The sequence below is a fragment of the Paraburkholderia susongensis genome (assembly GCF_900177725.1).
GTDB classification, from domain to species: domain Bacteria; phylum Pseudomonadota; class Gammaproteobacteria; order Burkholderiales; family Burkholderiaceae; genus Paraburkholderia; species Paraburkholderia susongensis.
This window is the reverse complement of record NZ_FXAT01000004.1, coordinates 715,253-735,673: the sequence shown is the minus strand read 5'-3', so window position 1 is coordinate 735,673 and position 20,421 is coordinate 715,253. Positions and strand designations below refer to the sequence as shown.

21 protein-coding genes are annotated in these 20,421 nt (G+C 61.9%); 4 read left to right on the top strand and 17 right to left on the bottom strand.

Going from position 1 to position 20,421, the window contains the following annotated elements:
• Nucleotides 1-11 precede the first annotated feature (11 nt).
• The 4 genes from B9Z01_RS16200 to B9Z01_RS16185 all read left to right on the top strand — a co-directional run bounded on the left by B9Z01_RS16200 (nucleotide 12) and on the right by B9Z01_RS16185 (nucleotide 4,035).
• Nucleotides 12-728 (top strand): histidine phosphatase family protein, encoded by a 717-nt coding sequence (locus tag B9Z01_RS16200; protein ID WP_085484707.1) that lies wholly within the window; start codon nucleotides 12-14, stop codon nucleotides 726-728.
• Between the two features lie 20 nt (nucleotides 729-748).
• Nucleotides 749-1,855 carry a phosphotransferase gene (locus B9Z01_RS16195; RefSeq protein ID WP_085484705.1) on the top strand — a complete coding sequence of 369 codons (1,107 nt, stop codon included), beginning with the start codon at nucleotides 749-751 and terminating at the stop codon, nucleotides 1,853-1,855.
• A gap of 28 nt (nucleotides 1,856-1,883) precedes the next feature.
• Complete coding sequence (locus tag B9Z01_RS16190; protein WP_085484703.1) at nucleotides 1,884-3,143, top strand: acyl-CoA dehydrogenase family protein; 1,260 nt, start codon at nucleotides 1,884-1,886, stop codon at nucleotides 3,141-3,143.
• 190 nt (nucleotides 3,144-3,333) lie between these two features.
• The gene (locus tag B9Z01_RS16185) at nucleotides 3,334-4,035 is read left to right on the top strand and encodes a glutathione binding-like protein (RefSeq protein WP_085484701.1); all 702 of its coding nucleotides are present in this window, start codon (nucleotides 3,334-3,336) and stop codon (nucleotides 4,033-4,035) included.
• 98 nt (nucleotides 4,036-4,133) lie between these two features.
• Here B9Z01_RS16185 and B9Z01_RS16180 read toward each other — a convergent pair whose 3' ends face one another.
• The 17 genes from B9Z01_RS16180 to nuoG all read right to left on the bottom strand — a co-directional run bounded on the left by B9Z01_RS16180 (nucleotide 4,134) and on the right by nuoG (nucleotide 20,411).
• The gene (locus B9Z01_RS16180) at nucleotides 4,134-4,610 is read right to left on the bottom strand and encodes a MaoC family dehydratase (RefSeq protein WP_085484699.1); all 477 of its coding nucleotides are present in this window, start codon (nucleotides 4,608-4,610) and stop codon (nucleotides 4,134-4,136) included.
• Nucleotides 4,607-5,065 (bottom strand): MaoC family dehydratase, encoded by a 459-nt coding sequence (locus B9Z01_RS16175; protein WP_085484697.1) that lies wholly within the window; start codon nucleotides 5,063-5,065, stop codon nucleotides 4,607-4,609. Before B9Z01_RS16175 ends, B9Z01_RS16180 begins: the two co-directional genes overlap by 4 nt.
• A 33-nt stretch (nucleotides 5,066-5,098) precedes the next feature.
• Nucleotides 5,099-6,226, bottom strand: coding sequence for an acyl-CoA dehydrogenase family protein (locus B9Z01_RS16170; protein ID WP_085484695.1), 1,128 nt, complete (start codon nucleotides 6,224-6,226; stop codon nucleotides 5,099-5,101).
• Between the two features lie 10 nt (nucleotides 6,227-6,236).
• Nucleotides 6,237-7,433 carry an acyl-CoA dehydrogenase family protein gene (locus B9Z01_RS16165; RefSeq protein WP_085484693.1) on the bottom strand — a complete coding sequence of 399 codons (1,197 nt, stop codon included), beginning with the start codon at nucleotides 7,431-7,433 and terminating at the stop codon, nucleotides 6,237-6,239.
• 47 nt (nucleotides 7,434-7,480) lie between these two features.
• Entirely contained in the window at nucleotides 7,481-7,906 is a 426-nt protein-coding gene (locus B9Z01_RS16160; protein WP_085484691.1) for a DUF1178 family protein, read from the bottom strand.
• A 246-nt stretch (nucleotides 7,907-8,152) separates the two neighbouring features.
• The gene (locus B9Z01_RS16155; RefSeq protein WP_085484689.1) at nucleotides 8,153-8,677 is read right to left on the bottom strand and encodes a helix-turn-helix transcriptional regulator; all 525 of its coding nucleotides are present in this window, start codon (nucleotides 8,675-8,677) and stop codon (nucleotides 8,153-8,155) included.
• A 64-nt stretch (nucleotides 8,678-8,741) separates the two neighbouring features.
• Nucleotides 8,742-8,987, bottom strand: coding sequence for a hypothetical protein (locus B9Z01_RS36245; protein WP_085484687.1), 246 nt, complete (start codon nucleotides 8,985-8,987; stop codon nucleotides 8,742-8,744).
• 304 nt (nucleotides 8,988-9,291) lie between these two features.
• On the bottom strand, nucleotides 9,292-9,882 hold the full coding sequence (locus tag B9Z01_RS16145; protein WP_085484685.1) for an NUDIX domain-containing protein: 591 nt from the start codon (nucleotides 9,880-9,882) through the stop codon (nucleotides 9,292-9,294).
• Between the two features lie 43 nt (nucleotides 9,883-9,925).
• Nucleotides 9,926-10,222: a DUF2818 family protein gene (locus tag B9Z01_RS16140; protein ID WP_007175603.1), complete on the bottom strand. Its 297-nt coding sequence runs from the start codon at nucleotides 10,220-10,222 to the stop codon at nucleotides 9,926-9,928.
• Nucleotides 10,222-11,694, bottom strand: a complete 1,473-nt coding sequence (gene nuoN, locus B9Z01_RS16135) for an NADH-quinone oxidoreductase subunit NuoN (protein ID WP_085484683.1) — start codon at nucleotides 11,692-11,694, stop codon at nucleotides 10,222-10,224. Before nuoN ends, B9Z01_RS16140 begins: the two co-directional genes overlap by 1 nt.
• Before the next feature lie 24 nt (nucleotides 11,695-11,718).
• Nucleotides 11,719-13,209 carry an NADH-quinone oxidoreductase subunit M gene (locus tag B9Z01_RS16130; RefSeq protein WP_085484681.1) on the bottom strand — a complete coding sequence of 497 codons (1,491 nt, stop codon included), beginning with the start codon at nucleotides 13,207-13,209 and terminating at the stop codon, nucleotides 11,719-11,721.
• Between the two features lie 14 nt (nucleotides 13,210-13,223).
• Nucleotides 13,224-15,296 carry an NADH-quinone oxidoreductase subunit L gene (nuoL, locus tag B9Z01_RS16125; RefSeq protein WP_085484679.1) on the bottom strand — a complete coding sequence of 691 codons (2,073 nt, stop codon included), beginning with the start codon at nucleotides 15,294-15,296 and terminating at the stop codon, nucleotides 13,224-13,226.
• 17 nt (nucleotides 15,297-15,313) lie between these two features.
• Nucleotides 15,314-15,619, bottom strand: coding sequence for an NADH-quinone oxidoreductase subunit NuoK (nuoK, locus tag B9Z01_RS16120; RefSeq protein WP_006052894.1), 306 nt, complete (start codon nucleotides 15,617-15,619; stop codon nucleotides 15,314-15,316).
• Between the two features lie 20 nt (nucleotides 15,620-15,639).
• Nucleotides 15,640-16,326 (bottom strand): NADH-quinone oxidoreductase subunit J, encoded by a 687-nt coding sequence (locus tag B9Z01_RS16115; RefSeq protein ID WP_085484677.1) that lies wholly within the window; start codon nucleotides 16,324-16,326, stop codon nucleotides 15,640-15,642.
• Between the two features lie 182 nt (nucleotides 16,327-16,508).
• Complete coding sequence (gene nuoI, locus B9Z01_RS16110) at nucleotides 16,509-16,997, bottom strand: NADH-quinone oxidoreductase subunit NuoI (RefSeq protein ID WP_085484675.1); 489 nt, start codon at nucleotides 16,995-16,997, stop codon at nucleotides 16,509-16,511.
• A 15-nt stretch (nucleotides 16,998-17,012) separates the two neighbouring features.
• Nucleotides 17,013-18,077 carry an NADH-quinone oxidoreductase subunit NuoH gene (gene nuoH / locus B9Z01_RS16105; protein WP_085484673.1) on the bottom strand — a complete coding sequence of 355 codons (1,065 nt, stop codon included), beginning with the start codon at nucleotides 18,075-18,077 and terminating at the stop codon, nucleotides 17,013-17,015.
• A complete protein-coding gene (nuoG, locus tag B9Z01_RS16100) occupies nucleotides 18,078-20,411 on the bottom strand; it encodes an NADH-quinone oxidoreductase subunit NuoG (RefSeq protein ID WP_085484671.1) in 2,334 nt (777 codons plus the stop codon). It abuts the gene before it with no gap.
• Nucleotides 20,412-20,421 lie beyond the last annotated feature (10 nt).

Below are 20,421 nucleotides of genomic sequence, written 5' to 3'. Positions count from 1 at the left end.
GCCGCCCGACCATGCCCGACTATCAACTGCCGAAACGCCGCCGCATTTTCCTGATGCGCCACGGCGACGTCACCTACTTCGACGACTCCGGCCGCGCGATCGATCCGGAAACCGTACCGCTCAACGCGAACGGCCGCGAGCAGGCGAGCGCCGCGGGCCGCGTGTTCGCCGAACAGCAGGTGCGCTTCGACCGCGTGATCGTAAGCGGCTTGCCGCGCACGATCGAAACCGCACAACGCGTGCTCGCCGAAACGGGCCAGCAGATCGAGCTGGAAATCGAGCCCGCCTTGCAGGAGATTCACGGCGGCAAGCTCGGCAGCATTCCAGCGAGCGATATCGAGGCTGCGTTTCTCAGCGTGTTCGACGGCATCGTGCCGGAAAGCACGCGCTTTCTCGACGGCGAAACGATCGGCGAATTGTTCGATCGCGTGCTGCCGGCCGTCGCGGCATTGCGCGAGGACGCTTCCTGGGACACCGTGCTGCTGGTCCTGCACGGCGGCGTGAATCGCGCAATCCTTTCGCATGCGCTGACCACGGGCGGGCGCACGTTCTTCGGCCACCTGTCGCAGGCCACCGGCTGCATCAACGCGCTCGACGTCGGCGCCACTCCGCGCGACTGGGTATTGCGCATGCTCAACTACTCACCGCCGTCGCCGCTGCATCGCGACGTGCGCAATACCACGATGGAAATGCTCTACGCACAATTCATTCAATACCGGCGTAGCTGAACCCGAACTGGAGGAGACATATGGCGCAAGCCACGCAGACCGGCGAACCCGCACGCGGACAGGACTATTCGGCTTTCGAGGGCACGCGCCCGGTGAACGAGCGGCAACGCTTCGACAACGACGCGCTCACCGCGTGGCTGACCCGCCACGTCGACGGATTCGCGGGGCCACTCACGCTCGAGCAATTCGCGGGCGGCCAGTCCAATCCCACCTTCAAGCTGATTACGCCGTCGCGCTCGTACGTGATGCGCGCGAAGCCCGGGCCCGCCGCGAAGCTGCTGCCTTCCGCCCATGCGATCGAACGCGAATACCGCGTGATGCACGCGCTTGCCGGCACCGACGTGCCGGTCGCGCAAATGCTCGCGCTGTGCGAGGACGAAAGCGTGATCGGCCGCGCGTTCTACGTGATGGAGTTCGTGGAAGGCCGCGTGCTGTGGGACCAGTCGCTACCCGGCATGACGGCCGGCGAACGCGCAGCGATCTACGATGAAATGAACCGCGTGATCGCGGCCTTGCATAGTGTCGACGTTCAAGCCACAGGCCTCGCCGACTACGGCAAGCCCGGCAATTACTTCGCGCGCCAGATCGGACGCTGGAGCAAGCAATATCTCGCTTCCGAAACCGAGCCGATCGACGCGATGCAGCGCCTGATCGAATGGCTGCCACAGCATATGCCGGCTGAAACGGGCGGCCGCACTTCGATCGTGCATGGCGACTACCGGCTCGACAATCTGATCTTTGCGCGCAACGAGCCGCGCGTGCTCGCGGTGCTCGACTGGGAGCTGTCCACGCTCGGCGATCCGCTCGCCGACTTCGCCTATCACTGCATGGCGTGGCATGTCGACCCGGGGCAGTTCCGCGGCATCGCGGGGCTCGATTGGGCAAGCCTCGGTATTCCTGACGAAGCGCAGTATGTCGAACGTTATTGCAAGCGTACCGGCTTCGAGATTCAGGGCGACTGGAATTTCTATCTGGCGTACAACATGTTCCGCATCGCCGCGATTCTGCAAGGAATCATGAAGCGCGTTGTCGACGGCACCGCGTCGAGCGCGCAGGCACTCGACGCCGGCCGTCGCGCGAAACCGATGGCCGAACTGGCCTGGCGCTACGCGCAGAAGGTCCACTAGCCGCAGTCCCTTATTCGCGAGGTCCCAGATGAATTTCGATTACACCCCGAAGGTCCAGGCATTACGCGAGAAGCTGCTCGCCTTCTTCGACGAGCACATTTATCCGAACGAGCAGGCGTTCTATGCGGAAATTGCGCGCAACCGCCAGAACGGCAATGCGTGGCTGCCGACCGAATTGATCGAGCAGCTCAAACAGAAGGCGCGCGACGCCGGCCTGTGGAATCTGTTTCTGCCGCAATCGGAGCGCGGCGCCGGGCTGACGAATCTCGAATACGCGCCGCTGTGCGAAATCATGGGCCGCGTGCCGTGGGCACCGGAGGTGTTCAACTGCAATGCGCCCGACACCGGCAACATGGAGACGATCGAACGCTACGGCAGCGAGGACAACAAGCGCGAGTGGCTCGAACCGCTGCTCCAGGGCCAGATACGTTCCGCGTTCCTGATGACGGAGCCGGAAGTGGCATCGTCGGATGCGACCAATATCCAGACCAGCATCGTGCGCGATGGCGACTACTACGTAATCAATGGTCACAAGTGGTGGTCCTCGGGCGCGGGCGATCCGCGCTGCAAGGTCTATATCGTGATGGGCAAGACCGATCCCGAGGCGCCGCGCCATCAGCAACAGTCGATGATCCTCGTTCCCGCCGACGCCACCGGCATCACCGTGCACCGGCCGCTCACCGTATTCGGCTACGACGACGCGCCGCACGGCCACATGGAGATCACGCTCGACAACGTGCGCGTGCCCGTCGCCAACATGCTGCTCGGCGAGGGGCGCGGCTTCGAGATCGCACAGGGCCGCCTCGGGCCGGGGCGCATCCATCACTGCATGCGCCTCATTGGTCTCGCCGAACGCGCGCTCGAACTGATGGCGAAGCGCTCGCTGCAACGCGTTGCGTTCGGCAAGCCGGTCGCGTCGCAAGGCGTTACGCAGGAGCGTCTTGCCGAGGCGCGCTGCATGATCGAACAGGCTCGCCTGCTCACGCTGAAGACCGCATACATGATGGACACCGTCGGCAACAAAGGCGCGCGCGGCGAGATCGCGATGATCAAGGTGGTCGCGCCGAACATGGCGTGCCAGGTGATCGACTGGGCGATTCAGGCGCACGGCGGCGGCGGCGTCAGCGACGACTTCCCGCTCGCGTATGCGTATGCGTCGGCGCGTACACTGCGTTTCGCCGACGGCCCCGATGAAGTGCATCGCAACGCGATCGCCAAGCTCGAACTCGCGCGTTATATGGATGCAGGCGCGGCGGCTCGCGTCGAGACGCCGGTGACGCGGGGTTGAGTCTTTCAGCTCGATATGAGCTAGTCGTTGACGTAGCGTCGATGCTCGCGATTGCGATGGGCCCAGGGGCTGCACGTTCACGGAAGGAAGGCCCGGTGCCACGGCAAGCAGCATCGCGCGATCTATGCTCTAATTTTCGGCAATGGCGGCGCCCTCATTGCGGCGCCGCTTTGACGAACAAGGAGCCACGATGATCGATGTCTATAGCTGGGCAACTCCGAACGGCCACAAGGTTCACATCATGCTCGAGGAGACGGGTCTGCCCTACACCGTGCACGGCGTGAATATCGGTGCAGGTGACCAGTTCAAACCCGAATTTCTCGCGATCAGTCCCAACAACAAGATTCCCGCGATCGTCGATTCCGAAGGTCCGAAAGGCGCCGATGGCCGGCCCTTCGCGCTATTCGAATCGGGTGCGATCCTGATTTATCTCGCCGAAAAAACCGGCAAGTTTCTGCCAGCCGATCCGGCCGCGCGCTATTCGGTGCTGCAATGGCTGATGTTCCAGATGGGCGGCCTCGGTCCAATGCTTGGGCAGACTCATCACTTCCGCGTCTATGCGCCCGAGCAGATCGAATACGCGGTCAACCGCTACACCAACGAAACGCGGCGCCTGTACGGTGTGATGGACACCCAGCTCGGCAAGACGCGCTACCTCGCGGGCAACGACTATACGATCGCGGACATCGCCGCGTTTCCATGGACGCGCTCGTGGAAAAACCAGGGCGTCGAACTCGATGCGTTCCCGAACGTGAAGCGCTGGCATGAAGAGATTGCCGCGCGGCCGGCGGTGGTGCGTGGCGTAGAAGTGCTTGCATCCGCCCGCGTGCCGCTGATGGACGACAAGGCGAAAGAAGTGCTGTTCGGCGCCACGCAGTACGCGAAACACTAGTTCTTCGTCTTCTCGACGGCACGGGTCGGCGCAAAGAAAAAGCGCGAGCGGCATGCATGCCGGCTCGCGCTTTTTATCGCGTCTGCATTGTGGAAGCGCTAGAAGTAATGCCGCGTGATGAACTCCGCGGCGCACACCGGCCGCTCGCTGCCCTGCCGCTCCACCGTCACGTTCCACACGAGCTGCACGCCGCCGTTGTCCACTTCGCTCACGGATTCCACCGCGAATTTCCCGCGCAGCGACGAACCGGCGAGCACCGGCGACATGAAGCGCACCCGATTCAACCCGTAGTTGACTCCCATGCGCTGCTCGATCTTCAACGTTTCGTCAAGCCAGGCTGGAATCAACGAGAGCGTCAGAAAGCCATGCGCGACCGCTCCGCCGAACGGCGACTCGCGCCTCGCCCGCTCGGGATCGGTGTGAATCCATTGATGATCGCCGGTTGCTTCGGCGAAACGGTTGATTCTGTCCTGATCGACGATCAGCCATTCGCTAACGAGCGGCTCCGCCCCAACGAGCGAGCGCAAAGCCTCCGCACTGCCGAAAGCGGCGATAGGCGCCGCACTCGCCGTCATGCCACGGCTCCCGGGTTACGCAGCCCGAACATGCCCTTCGAGCTCACCGTAATCACCGTTTCACCGTGCTGATTGATGCCTTCCCAGCGCGTCGATACGATGCCGCGATCGGGCTTGCTCCCCGACACGCGCTTGTCGACCACGATGTTCATCATCGTGATCGTGTCACCGACGCGCACCGGCTTGAGCCAGAGAATCTCGTCGATACCGGGCGAGCCCATCGACGTGGAGCCCGCGAGCACGTTGCGCACGAGCATGCCCATCATCACCGAGCAGGTGTGCCAGCCGCTCGCCACGAGGCCGCGAAACGGCGATTCGGCCGCCGCGGCTTCGTCAAGGTGAAACGGCTGCGGATCGAACTTCTGCGCGAACTCGACGATTTCTTCACGCGTGAACGTATGCTTGCCGACTTCCCGCGTCGTGCCGACTTCCATGTCCTCGAAACTGAGTCCCATCGTGCACCTCCTTTATCCGGTTGAACGAGCCGATCAGACGTCGGCGACGGCGAAGCCGGGAAGCGCGGCGAACCGCGCGAGATGATGATCGACGTCGCCAAGCGTGGTCTCGATGATGGCGAGACGCTTGAACAGATGCGCGGCGGCCACCTCGTTCGTCACACCCATACCGCCGTGCAACTGCACTGCCTGCTGACCGACGAAACGCGCGGCCTGACCGACCCGCACCTTCGCCGCGGAAATCGCGCGACGGCGCTCGTCGACATCTTCGCTCGCATAGCGCATTGCGGCGAGATACGTGATGGAACGCGCCTGCTCGGCGTGAATCAGCATCTCGACCATGCGATGCTGCAACGCCTGGAAACGTGCGATAGGCTGCCCGAACTGCTGGCGCGTTTTCGTGTACTCGACGGTGGCGTGGTTCAGCGCGTCGAGTGCGCCGATCGCTTCCGCGCACAGCAACAGCGTGCCGTAATCGGCAATCTGCTCGAGCGCCGCCGCGCCCGCGTGCTTGCCGGTGAGCCGGCGGGCGGGCGTACCATTGAATTCGAGCGTCGCCGCGCGCTGGCCGTCGATCGTGCGGTACTCGGTGACCTTCGCGCCGGCCGCGCCGCGCGCCACGACGAAAAGAGCGATCTCGCCATCGAGCCGCGCCGGCACGATCCAGTGATCTGCCTGCGCGCCGTGCAGCACGACTGATTTCGTCCCGCTTAGCGTGTGCTGCTCGCCCTGCCCGCTCGCGATCGCGGCAATTTCGAACAGATCGTAGCGTGCGTGTGGTTCGTGAAAAGCCACGGCCAGCTTGCATTCACCCTGGGCCGCGCGCTCGAGCAACGCGGCGTCTTCGTCCTCGCCCGTGCCCGCAATGCGCAGCGCCTCGATACCGACCGCAGTCGCCCAATATGGCTCGATGACCAGCGCGCGGCCAAGTTCCTGCATGACCACCAGCATGTCGATCGGACCGCCGCTGAAGCCGCCCTGCGCTTCCGGCACCGGCAACGCGGTCAGGCCCAGTTCAGTGAACGCGGCCCAGTGCGCATCCGATACGCCCGCTTCCGAGCGCACGATCTCCTGGCGCGCTTCGAAAGCGTAGCTCTTCTCCAGATAGCGGCGCAGCGCGTCGGCAAATTGCTGCTGTTCGTCGTTGAAAGTGAAGTCCATGCGCCGCTCCTCAAAGTCCGAGAATCATCTGCGCGATGATGTTCTTTTGAATTTCGTTCGAGCCACCGTAAATCGACGTCTTGCGGAAGTTGAAGTAATACGCGGCGAGCGGCGCGGCATCGTCGGCGGCGGTGAGGCTGTGCTCGCGCTCGCCTTCGAGGAACGGAACGTCGAACGGCGCGGCGAGCGGCCCGATCGCTTCGAACATCAACTCGGTGAGGCTCTGCTGCACTTCGGTGCCTTTGATTTTCAGCATCGACGCTTCCGGTCCCGGTCCGCGTCCACCCGCCTCGTTGGCGACCACGCGCTGCACGGTAACTTCGAGCGCCATCAACTCGATCTCCAGATTCGCGACCTTCGCGGCAAAAACCGGATCGCGCAACAACGGCTTGCCGTTCTTTTTCTGATTCAGCGCAAGGCGCTTCAGGAACACGAGTTCGCGCTTCGAAGCGCCGACCCGCGCGATGCCCGTGCGCTCATGCCCAAGCAGATACTTCGCGTACGTCCAGCCGCGATTTTCTTCGCCGACCAGATTCTCGGCCGGCACTTTCACGTCTTCGAAAAACACTTCGTTGACTTCGTGATCTTCGTCGAGCGTGATGATGGGCCGCACGGTGATGCCCGGCGTTTTCATGTCGATCAGCAGAAAAGAGATGCCCTCCTGCTTTTTAGCGCTGCTGTCGGTGCGCACGAGACAGAACATCATGTCGGCGTGCTGGCCCAGCGTGGTCCAGGTTTTCTGGCCATTGACCACGTAATGACCGCCGACGCGCTCGGCGCGGGTGCGCAGCGACGCGAGGTCGGAGCCCGAACCCGGCTCGGAATAGCCCTGGCACCACCAGTCCGTGCCGTCGAGAATGCGCGGCAGATAGTGACGCTTCTGCGCCTCGTTGCCGTACTTCATCAGCACAGGCGCCACCATTGACACACCGAAAGGCAGCACGGTCGGCGCGCCGATACGCGCGCACTCCTCCTCCCAGATATGCCGTTGAGTCGCATCCCAGCCCGGGCCGCCGTATTCGCGCGGCCACGCGACTGCTGACCAGCCTCGCGTGCCGAGCAGTTTGTGCCAGCCAGCGAAGTCTTCGCGGGAAAGACGTTTGTGATTGAGTACCTTGTCGCTCAGCTCACGAGGCAGATTCGCTTCGAGCCAGGCGCGGATGTCGGCGCGGAATGCGTTTTCAGCGGGGGAATAGTCCAGATTCATACGTAGTGTCTCCTGGCCGCCACCACCTGGCGCCAGGAGTCACCGCACTATTGCAGCGGTTCCTTCAAGGCAGCCGGGATCGGCAGCGGCGTCACTTCGATGCCTTCCTCGACCAAGGCGCGTGCATCTTCCGGTGTCGTGACACCGCGAATATTGCGTGCGGGCGCTTCGTTGTAGTGAATGCGCCGCGCTTCCTCGGCGAAGCGGTCGCCCACGTTCTCGGTCTTTTCCAGCACCTCGCGCAATGCACGCATGACACGCGCCTGCATTTCTCCTGCATCCGCCGGCGCCTTTGTGTCGGTCGCGCCTGACAGATTCAGGCGCGGCGCCGACGGCAAACGGCTCACTTCGTTCGCGCCGCAGATCGGACATTCGACGAGCTTGCGGGACTGCTGCGATTCGAAGTCATCAGCCGAAGCGAACCAGCCTTCGAACCGATGGCCATGCGGACACTGTAAATCGAGGACCTTCATGTGGAATCAGGGCTTGCGTGCCAGTTTAGCGCAAAATGAAAATTTGTGAACGGTCGTTCGTAAAATTTACGGGCGAGACGCCTACGCCGAACGCTGCGAGCAAATCGGACGCGGTGGGCGATTTTAACGCTTTGCGCCTGGCGCTGCCGAAGGTGTGCTGGCGCGTGAACCACACGGGTTTCGCTTGCTGCACCGGTCGCTGCGCACCTATTGATTCCTTTCATATCAGCATTGCCCGCACCACGCTTACGCCACGAGGTGTTCAAGCTGGCGGCTAACGCGCGTTTCGATCTGGCGCGCCTCCTTGGCAAGATTAATCTGCTTCGCCAGCTTTGCGACATCCGCCACGTCAGCCTTGATGTCGTACCCACCGCGCGCGGTCAACCACTCGAGTACGTCGGACAAATGCCACACCGACGCACTGCCTTCGTGTACCGGCGGCGGAAAGTCTGTGGCGTGGCTCAGCATCAGCTTGCGCATGTTTTGCCGCGACACGCCTGCGACTTCTGCCACATCGGTCAAACCAACGAAATCGGGCCCCGCTTCGACAAGGCGCGCAGACGGCACCGCGCGTTTGACATCCTTGAGCGCGCTGACGACAGCCTCGAGCGCGGACGCACCTTCGCGAGAGAAAAGCAACCCGAGGCGGCCCGGCTGCCCTACACCGATCGTGGCGTCGTCGCATCCTGCTTCGCCCAACCGCTCGACGATTGCGTCGGCCTCGCAATCTTCGTCTGCGAGCCGGTATTTCAACGTGAACACATATTCCATACGTTACTCCTGACTTCGTTCAGCCCAGGTTTTCGCCTTTCATGTTCGGCACCACACGCCTTCGTTACCGACGAGCCGTGCAGTTGTCGACGATGCGCCGCAAGTGCCTGGCGTGATTGCCAGGATTCTTCGGCGTACTCCAGACACTCGATATACAGAACTCTCCGCAACGACACTCCGCGTCTTTGTAGGGACAATAGATTTTTCCCCACGCGTGACCTTTCCCACCGTCCTGGACGCGCCAGCCATGCTTCTCCGCATAGGCCAGTGCGATTTCGATTTCCTTCTTAGCGTGCCTTCCTCGAACCATCGACACCTCCAATTTAGCCGGTCGCCGATTGGTTGTCAAGTGACAACCAATCGGCGACCAAAGTCGGATCTTTTCATCGCTCATCATTCGTTATCCAAAATAAAATCGATGGCAAACGTCGTGACCGGAAGGGTCATACTAGCCGTACGCTGGCGACGCGACGAGATAGCCGGATGGCATAGGAAAAAGACACACTATGGGGTGTCGGAAAAAACGCGCTCCAATGACGAAGCCCCTGCCGGTCATCGACCAACAGGGGCTTCTTCTTGCAGTATTTCAGATCGGATATCCGGCGACCGAGGTCTTATGCCGTCTCCGGAGCAGCCATCGGCCACATCCCTGAGAGCACCTTCTCGAGCCAGAATGTGCCGATGATCGTCTTCACGTCGGTAATCTTGCCGGTGCGCACCCATTCGGATACGTCCTCCAGGGTCGCTGTGAAGAGTTCGAGGAATTCGCCTTCGTCGAGCTTGCGCTCGCCCGCGGTCAACCCGCGCGCGAGATAGATATCGATGAATTCGGTCGAATACGAAATGATCGGGTGAATCCGCGTCAGATACACATACTCGCGCGCGGTATAGCCGGTTTCCTCGCGTAGCTCGCGCACCGCGCAGGCCAGCGCGCCTTCGTTCGGATCGAGCTTGCCGGCCGGATATTCGACCATGACCTTGCCCATCGGATAGCGATACTGGCTCTCAAGCAGCACGCGGCCGTCGTCGAATAACGGGATCACCATGACGGCGCCCGGATGTTGAACGTATTCGCGGGTTGCCTGCTTGCCGTCCGGCAGCCGGATCGTATCGTACTTGACCGTCATGAACGGTCCCTGATGAACCGTCTTGCTGTCGATACACGTCTCGGTTAGCGCAGCGTCGTGGTTGGGAAGTTCAGCCATGTGCGGACCTCAGGACAGCCTGGCGCGCGACGGCGAGACACCGTCAGCGGCGTTTGACGAGATATTGGAAGGTAAAACCGGGGAAAGCGAACACGACGAACAAGGCAAACGTGATCGCATAGAACTGCCAGCCCTGTTCGAAGCGGTTTCCTGCGCGTGCTTCGAGCAGAAAACCCAGCGCGCCGACCACGAAATACAGCACGATCAGCTCGGCAATCCGGATCCAGGCGCTCTTCTTCGCCGCTTTCAACGGCACGGCGGCGAAGAGACGCTGATTCAGGAACGGCAGGTTGGCGCCAACGAGCGCCAACAGCACGATAAACCAACCCGCAGCGGACATCAGAGCAGCAGCGTGTGCTGCATGGCCTGCAGGCAGGCGCGCAGCAGCGGATCGGGCACGATACCGAGCACCAGCACGGCCACACCGTTGAGCGCGAGCAGCGCGCGCGTGCTGGTGTCCGCCAGGATCGGCGATTTGTCCTGCGGCTCGTCGAAGTACATCAGCTTGACGATACGCAGGTAGTAAAACGCCCCGAACAGCGAGGTGATCACAGCCAGCACCGTGAGCCAGGTCAGACCGGCGTTCATCGTCGCCTGCAGCACGGCGAGCTTCGCATAGAAGCCGACCGCGGGCGGAATGCCCGCGAGCGAGAACATCATGATCATCATCACGAACGCGAACACCGGGCTGCGTTGATTGAGGCCCTTGAAGTCTTCGAGCGTATCGGCTTCGAAATCGCGGCGCGCGAGCAGCATGATGACGCCGAAGGTGCCGAGCGTCGTGATCAGGTAGACGATGCTATAGAACATCGCCGAGCCGTACGCGCTCGCGGCGCCCGTGGTCTTCTGATCGACCACGCCCGCGAGCAGGCCGAGCAGCACGAAACCCATGTTCGAGATCGCCGAGTACGCGAGCATGCGCTTGACGTTGCGCTGCACGATACCGGTGATGTTGCCGACGATCAGCGACAGCGCCGCCAGAATCACGAGCATCTGCTGCCATTCAACCGCGAGCGGCAGCAGGCCCATCACGAGGAAGCGCAAACCCCACGCGAATGCCGCGACCTTCGGGCCGCCGCCGACCACGAGTGTCATCGCCGTCGGTGCGCCCTGGTACACGTCGGGCACCCACATATGGAACGGCACCGCACCCATCTTGAACGCCACGCCGGCCACGATGAAGATCACGCCGAACAGCAGCACGCCCGGATCGTAATGGCTCGTGCTGATCGCCTTGAACACTTCGTTCAGGTCGAGCGAGCCGGTCGCGCCGTACAGCATCGAGATACCGTACAGCAGGAAGCCGGACGCCAGCGCACCCAGCACGTAGTACTTCATCGCCGCTTCGTTCGACGACGGCACTTCGCGGCGCAGCGCGATCACCGCGTAAAGCGACAGCGACATCAGTTCCAGACCGAGGTACAACGTCAGGAAGTTGTTGCCCGAGATCATCACGAGCTGACCGAGCAGCGAGAACATGCCGAGCAGGAAGAAGTCGCCGCGGAACAGACCGCGGTCCTCGAGATAGCGGCGCGAATAGACGACCGACACCGCATAGCCGAGCGACACCACCGCCTTCATCACGTTGGCGAACGGATCGACCACGTACATGTGGCCGAAGAAGTAATGCACCTGCGGGTCGAACGCGTTCATCGCGAACCAGATCCCGGCGACCAGCGTCGAGAAGAACGCGATGAAATACGTGGTGCGGCGACCGTCCTGGCCGACGAACGTGTCGTTGAGCCACGCGACGACAACGGCGATCATCACCAGTGCGTCGGGCAACAGAGCAGTCATAGGGGCGTTTTGCATGGTCTTAAATTCCTCCGCTCGTCGTTACTGAGGCAACGGCAGCTTCGATTGAGCAACGTGGGAGAGGAGGTTTTCCACGGATACGTGCATCACATCGGTAAAGGGCTTCGGATACAGGCCCATGAACAGCGTCAGTGCGGCGAGCACTGCCAGCATGAAAAATTCGCGGCGGCTGATGTCGACGAGGTTCTTCACGTGGTCGTTCGCGACCGCGCCGAAGTACACGCGCTTGTACATCCACAGCGTGTAGGCCGCGCCGAGAATCAGCGTGACCGCCGCGCCACTCGCGATCCAGAAGTTGTACTGGACGGAGGCCAGAATCACCATGAATTCGCCGACGAAACCGGAAGTGCCCGGCAAGCCGCAGTTCGCCATCGCGAACAGCATGACGAAAGCCGCGAACTTCGGCATCACGTTGACGACGCCACCGTAATCGGCGATCTGACGCGAGTGCATGCGGTCGTACAGCACGCCGATGCACAGGAACATTGCGCCCGACACGAAGCCGTGCGAGATCATCTGCACGATCGCGCCTTCCGCGCCGAGCTGATTGAAGATGAAGAAGCCGAGCGTGACGAAGCCCATGTGCGCGATCGACGAATACGCGACCAGCTTCTTCATGTCGGCCTGCACCATCGCGACCAGCCCGATGTAGATCACCGCGATCAGCGACAGCGTGATGACGACCGGTGCGAGGAAATGGCTCGCGTCAGGCGTGATCGGCAGCGAGAAGCGCAGGAAACCGTACGCGCCGAGCTTCAGCATGATCGCGGCCAGCACGACCGAGCCGCCTGTCGGCGCTTCCACGTGCGCGTCCGGCAACCATGTGTGCACCGGCCACATCGGCACCTTGACCGCAAAGGCGAGGAAGAACGCTATAAACAACAACACCTGTGGCGTCATCGCGATCTGCGCGTGCTGCCACGTGGCGAGGTCGAACGTGCCGGTTTCGTTGTACAGATAGATCAGCGCGACCAGCATCAGCAGCGAGCCCATCAGCGTGTACAGGAAGAACTTGAACGCCGCATACACGCGGTTCGCCCCGCCCCACACGCCGATGATGATGTACATCGGGATCAGCGTCGCTTCGAAGAACACATAGAACAGCATGCCGTCGGCCGCGCTGAACACGCCGACCATGATGCCCGAGAGGATCAGGAACGCCGCGAGGTACTGCCCAACGTTCTTCGTGATCACTTCCCACCCGGCGATCACGACGATCACCGTGATCAACGCGGTCAGCACGACGAACCACATCGAAATACCGTCCACGCCGAGGTGGTACGAGATGTGGAAGCGCTCGATCCAGTTCGCCTGTTCGACGAACTGCAGATCTGCCGTGCTCGAATCGAAACCGGTGATCAGCGGAAGCGTCACGATGAAGCTGAGGACGGAGCCGATCAGCGCGGTCCAGCGCGCCGGCGCTGGATTCTGGTCGTTGCCGATCGCGAGGACCAGAAGCCCGAAAAGGATCGGCAACCAGATCGCGATGCTGAGAATCGGATAAGCGTGCATTAGTGTCCCTCGCCTTATTTGCCGCCGAGCGTTACAAACAGGGTCAGGAGCCCCAGCATGCCGATAATCATGGCGAACGCGTAGTGGTAGATGTAGCCGGATTGAAGGAAGCGGATCACGCTCGCGAACCAGCCGATGAAACGTGCGCTGCCATTGACGATGCCGTCGATCACGACGACGTCGCCTTCTTTCCACAGACCTCGGCCAATTGCCACGGCACCACGTGCAAATACGACTTCGTTGATCTTGTCCATGTAGTACTTGTTATCGAGCAACGTGTAGATCGGACCGAATGCGCGCTTGATGACAGCCGGCAGATCCGGACGGACCAGGTACAGGAACCATGCGACCACTACGCCCGCGAGCGCGAGCCACACCGGCAGGCCCGACACCGAGTGCAGACCCATCGACGCCCAGCCCTGGAACTCTTCGGCCATCTCATGCAGCGCCGGATGGTTCTCACTGATGTAGATCACCTTGTCGAACGCGACGCCGTGCTGGAAGAAGTCGCCGAACAGCATCGGACCCACACCGATCGCACCGATCACGATCGACGGAATAGCCAGCAGCACGAGCGGCACCCACACGACCCACGGTGTTTCGTGCGGCTCGTGAGCATGGTCGTCGTGACCATGGCCGTGCGCATCGTGGCCGTGACCATGATCGTCATGCGCATGCGCCGCGGCTTCGATACCCATCGGCGATTCCGGATGCTTCGGACCGCGGAAGCGTTCTTCGCCATGGAACACCATGAAGTACATACGGAACGAATACAGCGCGGTCACGAATACGCTCGCCACCACCGCGAAGTACGCGAAGCTCGAACCCGGCAGATGCGACAGCTTCACTGCGTCGATGATCGAGTCTTTCGAATAGAAGCCCGAGAAGAACGGCGTGCCGATCAGCGCGAGCGAACCGACCAGCGACGTGATCCACGTAATCGGCATGTACTTGCGCAGGCCGCCCATATTGCGCATGTCCTGATCGTGGTGCATACCGATGATCACCGAACCCGCGCCGAGGAACAGCAGCGCCTTGAAGAACGCGTGCGTCATCAGGTGGAACACGGCGACCGAGTAGGCCGACGCGCCGAGCGCGACCGTCATGTAACCGAGCTGCGACAGCGTGGAGTAAGCGACCACACGCTTGATGTCGTTCTGGACGATACCGAGGAAGCCCATGAACAGCGCGGTAATCGCGCCGATGACCATGACGAACGACAGCGCCGTATCCGACAGTTCGAACAGCGGCGACATGCGCGTGACCATGAAGATACCGGCCGTCACCATGGTTGCCGCGTGAATCAGCGCGGAGATCGGCGTCGGACCTTCCATCGAATCGGGCAGCCAGACGTGCAGCGGGAATTGCGCCGACTTACCCATCGCGCCGATGAAGAGGCAAATGCAAGCGACCGTCAGCAGGCCCCAGTCCGTGCCCGGGAAGTTCAGCGCAGCAAGTTCGGTGCGCTTCGCGAAGACTTCGCCGTAGTTCATCGAACCGGCGAACGCGAACAGCAGGCCGATGCCGAGCAGGAAGCCGAAGTCGCCGACGCGGTTCACGATGAACGCCTTCATGTTCGCGTAGATGGCCGACTCGCGCTTGAAGTAGAAACCGATCAGCAGATACGACACGAGACCCACTGCTTCCCAGCCGAAGAACAGCTGCAGGAAGTTGTTGCTCATCACGAGCATCAACATCGAGAACGTGAACAGCGAGATGTACGAGAAGAAGCGCTGGTAGCCGTCGTCGTCAGCCATGTAGCCGATCGTGTAGATGTGCACCATCAGCGACACGAAGTTCACCACGCAGATCATCATCGCGGTCAGCGAGTCGACCAGGAAGCCGACTTCGAGCTGCGTCTTGCCGATCGACATCCATTGATAAATGGTCGCGTTGAAGCTCGCGCCTTCCATCACCTGGAAGAACACCATGACCGACAGGACGAACGAAATTGCGACGCCGAGGATCGTGACCGAATGCGCACCCGCTCGCCCTATCGCTTTGCCGAACAGCCCTGCAACCAGGGAACCGGCGAGTGGCGCCAGCGGAATTGCCAACAGCAGGTTTTCATTGAGTATCGTGGACATAACCGCTTTTCCTGAAATTAACCTTTGAGCTGATCGAGATCCTCGACATTGATCGTGTCGAGACTACGGAACAGGGTCACCAGAATTGCGAGGCCGATCGCCGCCTCCGCTGCCGCCACCGTCAGCACGAAGAAAACGAAGATCTGGCCGTGCACGTCGCCCAGGTAATGCGAGAACGCGACGAAATTGGTGTTCACCGCAAGCAGCATCAGCTCGATCGCCATCAGGATGATGATGACGTTACGGCGGTTCAGGAAAATGCCAACGATGCTGATCGCAAACAGGATCGCACCGAGGACAAGGTAATGGGCTAGGGTCAACATGATCTTTATCTCCTGTCCGCTCAGCTGTTCTTGGCAGGTGCCGAGTCGGCTGCCGCTGCTGCTGCCGCGGCTTCTTCCGCTGCGATGGTTGCCGCGGTTTTCTCCGACGGCATCTTCACGACACGCACGCGATCCTGGGCACGCACCTTGACCTGAGCGCTGACGTTCTGGCGCTTGCTGTCCTTCTTGTGACTCGTGGTCAGCGCGACCGCCGCGATGATCGCCACCAGCAGCACGAGGCCAGCGACTTCGAAGGCGAAGATGTAGTCGGTGTAAATGACCTTGCCGATCAGGCGTGTGTTCGACCAGTCGCCCATACCGGCGGCGGCCGCGGCCGTGTCGCGCAGCGCCGTGGTGGTCGCGCCGTAGCCGTGCCACAGAATCAGCGCGGTTTCGATCACGATGATCGCGCCCACTACCGTCGCCATCGGCACGAAACGTTTGAAATCCTTGCGCAGCACGTCGAGATTGATGTCCAGCATCATCACGACGAACAGGAACAGCACCATCACCGCCCCGACGTACACCAGCACCAGCAGGATCGCGAGGAACTCGGCCTCGAGCAGCATCCAGATCGCGGCTGCATTGAAGAACGCCAGCACCAGAAACAGTGCGCACGCCACCGGGTTGCGCGAAGTGATCACCTTCAGCCCTGAAACAACCAGGAGCAGCGCGAAGATGTAGAACAGTACGGTCGTGAATTCCATGATTACCGGTTCATCGTTAGGCCATCGTCAGGCATTGTTCTTTGGCACGTGCATCTGGCAAAACCACCAGAACAGTCGCACAGGTGCGCCGTGCCGCGGTGTTCAGACCGCGGCGGTCGGCCCGACAGCAGGCCGTGTTACTGCTTTTACTGCCGCTATTACTGCATCAACGGAAAAGCGCTTCAACGATACGGAGCATCGGCTGTTTTGTTGGCGGCGATCTCTGCTTCGTAGCGATCGCCGACGGCCAGCAGCATGTCCTTCGTGAAGTACAGGTCGCCGCGCTTCTCGCCGTGATACTCGAGAATGTGCGTCTCGACGATCGAGTCGACCGGGCAGCTTTCTTCACAGAAACCGCAGAAGATGCACTTGGTCAGGTCGATGTCGTAGCGCGTCGTGCGGCGCGTGTTGTCCGCGCGCGTTTCCGATTCGATCGTGATGGCAAGCGCCGGGCACACTGCTTCGCACAGCTTGCACGCGATGCAGCGCTCTTCGCCGTTCTCATAACGTCGCAGCGCATGCAAACCGCGAAAACGCGGCGAAATCGGGGTTTTTTCTTCCGGAAACTGCACCGTGACCTTGCGCTGGAACGTGTAGCGTCCAGTCAGCGCGAGACCTTTGAGCAGTTCCGTGAGGAAGAAAGTCTTGAAGAAGTTTTGAATTGCGGTCATAGGTTCGTCCGCCCTTTATTTCCAGATATTCAACGGCGACATGATCCAGAAGCCGACCACCACCAGCCACACCACGCAGACCGGAATGAACACCTTCCAGCCGAGACGCATGATCTGGTCATAGCGGTAGCGCGGGAACGTGGCACGCGCCCAGATGAATACCGACAACAGGAAGAAGACCTTGGCGACGAGCCAGACGATGCCCGGGATGAACGACAGGAAGCCGAACGGTGCGCTCCAGCCGCCGAGGAACAGGGTCGATGCCAGTGCCGAGATCACGATCATGTTGATGTACTCGGCAAGGAAGAACAGCGCGAACGCCATACCCGAGTAATCGATCATGTGACCCGCGACGATTTCCGATTCGCCTTCCACCACGTCGAACGGGTGACGGTTCGTTTCGGCGATGCCCGAGATGAAGTAGACGGCGAACATCGGCAGAAGCGGCAGCCAGTTCCACGACAGGAAGTTCAGGCCGTGCGAGGCGAAGAAGCCCTGCTCCTGCGAGCCGACGATGCCCGACAGATTCAGCGTGCCGGCCGTCATGAGCACGACCACGAGCGCGAAGCCCATCGAGATTTCGTACGAAACCATCTGAGCCGCGGCGCGCATCGCACCGAGGAACGCGTACTTCGAGTTCGACGCCCAGCCGGCCAGAATCACGCCGTACACGCCGATCGACGAAATCGCCATCGCATACAGCAGGCCCGCGTTGATGTCGCCGAGCACCGCGCCCGCCTGGAACGGAATCACCGCCCAGACCGCGAAGGCCGGCACCACCACCATGATCGGCGCGACGAGGTAGATCCAGCGGCTCGCCTGGGCGGGCTGAATCACTTCCTTCAACAGCAGCTTCAGCACGTCGGCGATCGGCTGCAACATACCGCCGGGACCGACGCGGTTCGGACCGAGACGCACGTGCATCCAGCCGATCAGCTTACGCTCCCACAGAATCAGGTAAGCCACGCACAGCAGGATCACGACGGCCACCACCAGGATGCGCACCAGCGCCCACACCGTGGGCCATGCGACACCGAGAAGCTCGGACCCGCCCGAGTTGATCGTATCGAACAAGCTCATTTACGCCTTCTCCACCAGCAGTTCACCGAACAGGCTGCCCAGCGCCGCACCGGCAGGCGTAGCCGCCGACACGCGGACGACCGTCTCCGCAAGATTTGCATCGCGCACGGCCGGCAACTGCACCGCTTGCTCGCCCTGGCGCACGCGCACCGCGTCGCCTTCCTTCAAACCCAGTTTGTCGAACAGCGCAGCCGGCAGGCAGGCCGAGTTCGCGACACGTGCGGCCGCGGTCAGATGCAGCGACTCCGCGCGACGCACGAGTGCGTCGGCATGATAGATCGGCACGTTCGCGAGACGCTCGAACTTGCCTTCCGCCGCCTTTGCAGCCTTGCCGCGCGTCACCGCGACGCCCGTGCGGTTCGACAGGCGCGAGCCCAGTTCGCCGTCGCCGAGCGCGGCCGTGCGCACTTCTTCAACCGTTTCGTATTCGAAGCCCGGCACGCCGAGCAGGCTGCCCAGCACGCGCAACACCTTCCATGCCGGACGCGTGTCGCCGAGCGGACGCACGACGCCATTGAACGTCTGCACCGTGCCTTCCGCGTTGACGAAGGTGCCGCCCGTTTCCGTGAACGGTGCGATGGGCAGCAGCACGTCGGCGTAGTCGGCGCCCGTCTGGAACGGCGACAGCACGACGACCATCTCGGCCTGCTTGAGCGCGGCCAGAGCTTGCGCCGGATTGGCCGTGTCGAATTCCGGTTCGAGATTCAGCAGCAGATAACCCTTGCGCGGCTGTTCGAACACTTCGCGTGCGTTCAGACCGCCTTCGCCCGGCAGCGCGTTCACGAGGTGCGCGCCGACCGTGTTGGCCGCTTCCGTGAGGAAGCCGAGCGTTGCGCCGGTTGCCTCGGCGATCCACTGCGCCGCGGCGTGGAGCGCCGCGAAATCCGGATGGCGGACCGCTTCGTTGCCGAGCAGCACGAGACGGCGTTCGCCCGTGGCGAGCGAGCTTGCGACCTGCCCGTTCGCATCCGTAGGCTGCGTGCCCGCGAATGCTTCCGGCAGTGCCACGCCCTTCGCTTGCGCAACCGCGCCGGCGATACCCGCGAGCGTGTCGAGCCATGCCGACGGCGCCGCGACCACACGCCGTGCCTGCGGGATCAAAGCATCGTCGTTCGTGGCCTGCACGAGCGTGAGCTGCGCGCCGCCCTTGGCCGCCTGGCGCAGACGCGCGGCGAACAGCGGATGATCGCGACGCAGATCCGAGCCGATCACGAGCGCCGCATCGACGTTCGACAGATCGGCGATAGCGGTGCCGAGCCACGGCGCGCCGGTGACAGGCGCCGAAAAATCGGACTGACGCAGACGGAAGTCCACGTTCGGCGTGCCGACCGCTTGCGCGATCTGCTTGAGCAGGAACAGTTCTTCGACCGTGCTGTGTGCGCTGGAGAGCGCGGCGAGTGCGCTCGCGCCGTGATCGCCCTTGATACCCTTCAGACCCTTGACCACGTAGTCGAGCGCGGTCTGCCAGTCGGTTTCGACCCACTGGCCGCCCTGCTTGAGCATCGGCCTGGTCAGACGCTCGGGGCTGTTGAGGCCTTCATACGAGAAGCGGTCCTTGTCCGAAATCCAGCATTCGTTGATGGATTCGTTTTCGAACGGCAGAACACGCATCACGCGATTGTTCTTCACCTGCACGACGAGGTTCGCGCCGACGGAATCGTGCGGGCTCACCGACTTGCGGCGCGACAGTTCCCACGTACGGGCGCTGTAGCGGAACGGCTTGCTCGTGAGCGCGCCGACCGGGCACAGGTCGATCATGTTGCCCGACAGTTCCGAGTCGACCGTCTTGCCGACGAACGAGGTGATTTCCGAATGCTCACCGCGGCCCAGCATGCCGAGCTCCATCACGCCGGCGATTTCCTGGCCGAAACGGACGCAACGCGTGCAGTGAATGCAACGCGACATTTCTTCCATCGAGATCAGCGGGCCAACGTTCTTGTGGAACACCACGCGCTTTTCTTCGCTGTAGCGCGACGACGACTTGCCGTAACCGACGGCCAGATCCTGCAACTGGCATTCGCCGCCCTGGTCGCAGATCGGGCAATCGAGCGGATGGTTGATCAGCAGGAATTCCATCACGGCTTGCTGGCCCTTCACCGCCTTTTCCGATTTCGTGCGCACGATCATGCCAGCCGACACCGGCGTCGCGCATGCGGGCACGGCCTTCGGCATCTTCTCGACATCGACCAGGCACATCCGGCAATTGGCCGCAATCGACAGCTTCTTGTGATAGCAGAAGTGAGGAATGTACGTGTCGACCTTATGTGCAGCCTGGATCACCATGCTGCCTTCAGGCACCTCGACTTTCTTGCCGTCTATTTCCAGTTCAACCATGATGGTCAAT